Origin of the sequence: Streptomyces dysideae (assembly GCF_001514305.1) — a bacterium.
GTDB classification, from domain to species: Bacteria; Actinomycetota; Actinomycetes; order Streptomycetales; family Streptomycetaceae; genus Streptomyces; species Streptomyces dysideae.
The window spans coordinates 295118-302061 of the sequence record NZ_KQ949082.1 but is presented as its reverse complement, the minus strand read 5'-3'; the positions used below and the strand labels follow the sequence as shown (position 1 = coordinate 302061).

General features: G+C 68.5%; 2 protein-coding genes. Both read right to left on the bottom strand.

Annotated features, from left to right (window positions below; all coding sequences use genetic code 11):
* Nucleotides 1–205: 205 nt before the first annotated feature.
* A complete protein-coding gene (locus tag AQJ91_RS16280; protein WP_067021602.1) occupies nt 206–502 on the bottom strand; it encodes a hypothetical protein in 297 nt (98 codons plus the stop codon).
* A gap of 15 nt (nt 503–517) precedes the next feature.
* Nucleotides 518–6775 (bottom strand): DNRLRE domain-containing protein, encoded by a 6258-nt coding sequence (locus AQJ91_RS16275; RefSeq protein WP_079084989.1) that lies wholly within the window; start codon nt 6773–6775, stop codon nt 518–520.
* Nucleotides 6776–6944: the final 169 nt, after the last annotated feature.

Sequence of the window (6944 nt, the reverse complement as noted above, 5' to 3'; positions counted from 1 at the left end):
GGCCCGGGGTGCGGCCGACAGGCGGCGGGATGACTGGCTACGGAGACGAGCTGATCGTATTCCAGCCGGAGGATGGGGAGCCACCTTCGTGCTGTGACAGCGCTCCCGCTGTGAGCTGGTGATGTCGGCCTTCCGAGGTCACTTGCGTGGTCTCGGAAGGCCGACATCACCCAGGAGGGACCGGATCAACGTGCAGCCGGGTGACTCAGTCGTCGATGAAGCGATCGACTCCCACTTCGGTGAGTGAGTCCAGCGCATCGAGCTGCGCAGCCGCCGCGACGATCTGATCGTGTTCCGTCCGCCGGATGCGGATGCCGAAGAACTCGATCACTCGGACGAGGTCATCCACGGCCAGTTCGGCCTCGTCGTTGTCGACCATGTGGACAACCGATCGCAGTGCCTCTACGGGACCCTTTTCGCCCGCCAGCCGACCCGCGATGCTCGCGGCGGCCGAACGGATGAGCACGTCGGGTGAATCCGGTGCGTTCATCTGCTGAGACATTCTCCCTCGTCGAGGTCACCCCGTCCGGTTGATGTACGCGGTGGTCACACCCAGCGGTTTTCCGTCCGGTGCCGGGGTGGTGCGGTAGTACACGTACACCGTGTACTTCTTCTTCTTTCGGCATCCGCAACCGGTCCAGTACGAGTACGTGATGTCCCACTTGCCGTTGTAGACACCCCCCCACGCATTTCTCCACTTGCCCGATATCAGCGCCTTCTTGAGGTCGCTGAGCATAGTGGAGCTGGACCGCCAGGCGGAGCGCTTGCCCTTCCCGACGTGCTTGTCCTTGATGTGCCGGAGACCGAACTTGCCGTACTTGACTCCGTTCACCGTGACATTGGACTTGCTTCCCTCACGGATGGTCTTCCAATGGCTTCCGGGAGAGCGCGACCACATCAGGATGCGCCATTTGTCGCACGCCTTGAAGGGATTTCCCCAGGCGCCGCACCGGCCGTCGAGGTCGGTGCCGTTGACCGGGTCGGCGCAGACGAAGTCGTAGGCGTTGCAGTTGCCGCCGAAGACGGGGTCGGTCTGCAGGAAGCGCGCGGTGTCCGGATCGTACAGACGCGCGCCCATCAGAACGATTCCGGTGAGCGTCTCGCCGGAGCGCTGGTTGGTGCCGAACCAGCCGTAGCGCTGTGCGGTCTTGCCCGTACGGGAGGCGCCGTTCTCGTCGTTGTCGATGACCGTCGGCGCGACTGCCAGGTTCAGCGGCAGCTGAAGGGCGACGTCGCCGTGGATATTGGACAGTTGCAGGACGGTGCCGCCGGTCTTGCCCGTGGTCGCGCTGAACGTTCCCGTGGCGGAGGTGACGTTGCGCGTCACCGTTCCCTGGGTGGCGTCCTCAAGGATCCAGCTCGGGTTGTCCGTGTCGTTGCCATAGTGGTTGGTCTTGGCGGACGTCTGGCTCCAGGTGCCCGCGTTGTTGTTCTCCACGGTCCACGAGCGGAACCGCAGCCCGGCATCGAGCTGCCACGTCTGGCGCCGGGAGTCGGCGGTCTGCCGCTGGACCAGGTCGTTGGCGTAGTAGGAGAGCGTCGAGCCCGGCAGCGCGGTCGTGCGGCCGAAGGCGTCGTAGGTGTATCCCGAGTCGACGGTCCGGTCCGCCGTGTCGAAGGAATGGCTCGTCGGCGTGCCCGCGCTGGTGGGGCAGGCCAGTCCGGGAGCGGCCGAGGCTTCGGCTGTGCCGGTCCGGTTGGCGCGGCTGTCCAGGGTGTATGTCCGCAGGGTGCAGACGTTGTCGCTGGTGTCCTCGACCCGGGTCAGACGCCCGGCGTCGTCGTAGCCGAACTCCTGGTGCGACCAGCCGGAGCGGGTGGCGGCCTGGCCGTGGATCGTGGATGTGACGGCGTCGTCGTAGACGGTCACCCCGTCGCTGTCCCTGGTGTAGGCGCGCTCCACGACGGCACCCGCGGCGTCCTTGAGCTGCTTGAGCGTGTAGCCGCCGGGCAGCTTCTCGGAGGCCACGGCCCCGTCCGCGTCGTACGTGGCGGAGAAGTCACCGGCGACCGAGTCCGTCACCTTGGTGGCGAGGCCCCGCGGCTCGACGGTCGTGTCGTAGGTGTACGTGACCGTGCTGGGAACGCTGTTGTCGACCTTGACCGGGCGGTTGCGCCGGTCGTACGCGGTGGTGGTGATCCCTCCGTCGGCGTCGGTGTAGGAGATCTCGCGGCCCAGCTTGTCGTAGGCACGGGTGATGGTGCCACCGGTCGACGACGCCGTCTTGTACGCGCGGCCCGACTCGGGGTCGTAGCTCGTCGTCGTGGACGGGACGCCCGCTCCGATGCCGCCCGTGATCTGCGCGGTGGTGGGGCGGCCCGCCGCGTCGTAGCCGCGGGTGATGGTGCGGGTCGACGCACCGGCGTTCTCGGTCGTCTTCGCCGTGTTGCCCCACCAGTCGTACTCGGCGGTCATCGTGGGCAGCTGGACCGGATTGCTCCCACCTCCGGTGATGTCCCCGGCCGGGCCACTGGTGCACAGCAGGTCCGCCCACTCGGGGCGTCCGGCGCAGGCACCGGTACCCGTGGCCGACCAGTAGGTACTGACCTGGGTCCCCGCGTCGGTACCCGAAGTGCCCGGCGCCCCCTGCCGAATGACCCGGCCCTGGGCGTCGTACTCGGTGACGGTCGTGATGGCGAGCCCGTCGGGGTCCTGCACCACCTTCGTGGGCAGACCCTTGGCCCAGTCGTAGGCGACCGTGGTCAGCTGGGCGTCGGCCATGACGGCCGGTTGCTCGCGGACCTGGGCGCCCTCCTTGGTGCTGGTGACCTGGTTGCTGGTGCCGACCGCGTCCGCGGGACGCCCTTCGTCGTAGCGCTTGCTGGTCCAACTGCGCGCGAGGACGGAGGAACCCGCCGCCACGAGCGTGGTAGTGCCCGACTTCAGGTCCTTGGCGAGGTCGACACGGCCCAGCGGGCCGAACTTCTCCAGCTCTCGCGTACCGGCCCCGTCGTAGACCGAGCGCGTGGACAGCAACTCGGCGCGCTCGGCGCTCGGCCGGTCCGCCAGCCCCAGGTCGGCGAGGGCCGCCTTGGCCGCCGCCGTCGTCCCCAGAGCGGTCTCCCGGTTCCCGGCCGAGAGCTCACCCACCACGTTGCCGAACCGGTCGTACGCGGTGCTGTCGATCCGGCCGCCCGGCTCCGCCAGGTTGACCCGCTGCCCGGACACGTTCAGGTACTGCACGGTGGCCAGACCGTACTCCGACTGGCCCAGGGCCGATCCGGAGTGGGAGGTCGGCGTGGCGTCGGCGGGGAAGACCGCCGTGGCGTCCACCGGGATGTCCTGCTGGCCCCACGTGCGGACCGTGTCCTTGTCCATCGAGTACGGGGCCGCGCTGCCGGAGAGCGGCACGTCGTAGACGACGCTGGTCGTCGCCTCACCCTCGGTGGTGCCGGCCGTGCCCTCCTTCAGCGCGGGGCGGGTGGCCTTGAGGAGCATGCCCTCGCCCGCCGCCGGGTCGTTGCCCGCCTTGCCGTAGGTGAACGTCCAGGGCAGCTCCCCGGGCGGCGTCAGCGAGGTGACCCGCCCCGCCGTGTCGTAGGAGTACTCGGTCACCAGCGCCGGGGTGATCTGCGGGTTCCAGGCCCGCTGGAGCCGTCCCGCGTCGTCGTAGCGGTATGCCTGGACGGCCTTGGACGTGGCGGCGGCGGCTCCGGGCTCGGTGGACCAGAGCCGGATCTCGCGGACCTGGCCGCTGACGTCGCCGACCGTCGTGGAGGTCGCCGTCGTGGCGGTGGCGTAGACGTACTCCAGCAGGCGGCAGCCCTTCGTCGACGGGTCCGCCGCACAGGCGGACGCGGTGACGGCAGAGGTCGGGGCGATGATCCGGGTGGGCCGCGCCAGCGCCTTCCCGTTCACGGTGACCGTCTCCGACATGACCGTGGTGGTCGAGTTGGACAGCCCGTCGAACAGGGTGCTCCTGACCTGCCAGGCGGAGGCCGCCGGGTCGGCCTTGGCGAACTCGGTCACCGTGCCGGAGCTGTCGGAGAGGGTGAAGGTGCCGTCGACGCTGCCCTTGAGCACCATCTCCTCGGCACCCGGCTCGGGTATCCAGCCGGTCCTGGCCGCGTTGGCCGTGAAATGGATCGGGCTGTCGTCGGCGAGGACCACGCTGACGGCCGTGTCGGAGATCTTCTCCAGGTGGGTGTACTCCGACTCGTTCAGCTGTGCTTCGAAGCCCGATACCCACTGCGGTCCGAAGATCGCAGCTTGGTCCTCCTGCTGCGTGCCGGCCTCTGGACGGCGGGAGAAGGCAGTACGGCTCACGGTGAGATCGAAGGCGGAGACGTCCCCCTCGGAGAGGGCGTAGTCACCCGTCAGAAGGTTGACCGAGCCAGGGCCGATGTCTTCGCTCGCGGCACCGTCGGCATTGCGGTCCACCACGGCGGTGACCGGCTCCGTGCTGCCCGCGGCTCCGCTCGGGCCGGTGAAGTCGGCCTTGATTTCAACGGTCCCGTCAGGGGTGACGGTGGCAGACGCGTTCCAGGCCAGCGGGGCGTTCTTGCCGTTCGTCAGCGGCACCGGCCACTGCGTGAGCGCGGTACCGTCCAGGGTCACATCGTCGGCAGGGATGCGCTGCCAGGAATCCGCGGCGGAACGCCGCCACGAGAAGGAGACAGCGTCGTACTTGCCGCCGTCGGTCTCGGCTTCCAGCGTCAGGCGGCGCGCGGTCCGCTCACCGGAGGCGGGACGGAGGAAGCCGCCGGCTCCCACGTTGAAGGTGTACTCGACCACTGACGACCGGTTGTCCGCCTTGTCGACGGCGCGTACCAGGAGGGACTGCACACCGTTGTCGGAGGGCGTGATCGAGATGGTCTTGTCACCGGTCGCACCGCCGGTGGCGACCTTGGTCCAGGTCACGCCGTCCAGCGACCACTCCAGCCAGTTGTGGTCGGACGCGGGCGGAGTGACGGTGAACGTGCCGGCCTGGCCCGCGCCCTTGACCCACTGGCCCGACGGGTAGTCCGTGGATGTGATCTTCGTGGGGGCGGAGGGGGCGGTGGTGTCGACGGTGAAGGTCTTCCAGGCCGACCAGCCGGTGTTGTAGTGCGTGCCGTCATACGGGCTGGTGCGGAACTTGTACGTCTTGCCGTTGGTCAGCACCCCGGACGGCACGGCCACCGAGGCGACCTGACCGGAGGGAACGTACTTCGACACGATGACATCGCCGACCTGGGTGTTGGCGGCGCTGTCGTAGATCTGGAAGGTGCCGTTGACCTTGTCTCCGTCGGCGTCGACGAAGGTGTCCCGCAGCGTCGGCGTGGTGGTGTTCACCACGTAGTCGCCGCTGTAGGAGAAGTACGGCGGGCCGGCCTCCCGCTTGGTGCCGGTGCGCGGCCGGTAGTTGTAGTTCACCACCAGCTTCGGCGGGTTCGAGGCGGCGTTGGCGGAGTTGACCCGCTTCCACTGCGCCACGACGGACTCGTCCGAGGCGCGCAGGCCCATGTGGCCGCGGGTGGCCTTCGCGGAGGCCCACTCCTGCACCAGCGTGGTCACATCGGCGTTGATCCAGCCGTCGGCGGTGCAGGACGGGTTGCCCTTGGTCTCCGTCGAGGTGGCCTTCTTCGCGGTCCACGTCGGCTGCGCGGTCCAGCGCGAAGATGTGGAGGCGGCGCCGGTGGACCAGACTTCCCACGGCTTGGCGGCGCAGTCGGTGTTGTTGGCCGAGTGGAAGTTCCACAGCGACAGCTTCGCGTCCAGGATCAGCGCGTCCTGGACCGGCGTGGTGTTCCAGGAGATGAATGAGCGCGCGGTGCGCGGGGTGCCATCGGCGTTCTTCGTGCCCGGGTTGCCCAGGTCCAGTTCGGTGTCGGTGGACCAGTCGACGGTCTCGCCCTGCTGCACGTAGGTGTCGAAGACGTTGCTCAGCGAGGAGGTGGACGGGTCGACGGTGACCGGATACCGCGTGTCCGGGTCGGCGAGGAACTTCGTGTCCGGGGTGACCACCAGGTCGGTGGAGGAACCTTTCTGTACCACCTTCAGGCCGACCCTGGCCCGGTTGGTGTGCTCGCCGGACCGCTTGTCGACGGTGGAGTCCCACATCACCGGGGCGGGCATCACGGCCTGCTTCTTGTTCTTCTTGTCCGTGAACTGCACGCTTCCGTCGGACAGTTGCTTCAGCTTCAGGCCCTTGGCCTTCAGCGGCAGTGTGTAGGCGTAGCCGCCCGCGTCGGGGCGCTGTTTGATTTCGACGTACTGCTCGAAGCCGGTACGTGTGGCCTCGACGACCACGTCCGCACCGGGAACGGCGTTGACGTACTCCGCCCGCGTGCCGTCGAGCTTGGGCTTCGGCAGTCCGCCCTTCCACTGCAGGGTGATCTGCTCGTCGCCCTCGCCCAGCGTTACCAGGTCGGTGGCCTTGGCCTCGCGTGCCGCTGTCAACGACTTCGCCGGGGTCCCGGTCCTGCCGGCCAGCCGCAGACCGGTGGGGTGGGCCTTCGGCTCCACCCTGCCGCCCACTTCGTGCAGGTCGACGTCGACGTCGGTCCATTGACCGGTGTCCGGGTCATGGAAACGGATCGGCCCGGCGGCCAGTTCCGTCGTCAGGCTGCCGTCCTTGTTGACCCAGGTGGTCGACGTCTCGGTACGTTCGCTCAGCGCCTCCACACGGTGGCCATAAAGCCGGGCGGCGACCCGGGCCGAGGGGATGTCGGCGGCCTCCTTGGCGCTCGGCCTTTTCGGCGCGGCGGTCGCCGACTCCTGAGTTGACCCGAGGTTGAGCGCAACGGCATCACCCGAGTTCGCGACCAGCGCGCTCTCCGCAGCCAGCAGCATGGCCGCACCCAGCGCGATGCGCGGCAGCACGCGTCTGCGGCGCTGGAAGGCCGGCGCCGAGCCCTCCCACTCCCGAGGAGTGGGCATGGTAGGTCCCATCGAACAGTTACTCCTTGAAAACGAGAACATACGGACGGTTGATCCAAGCACCTCGCCGACCATGCCGGGA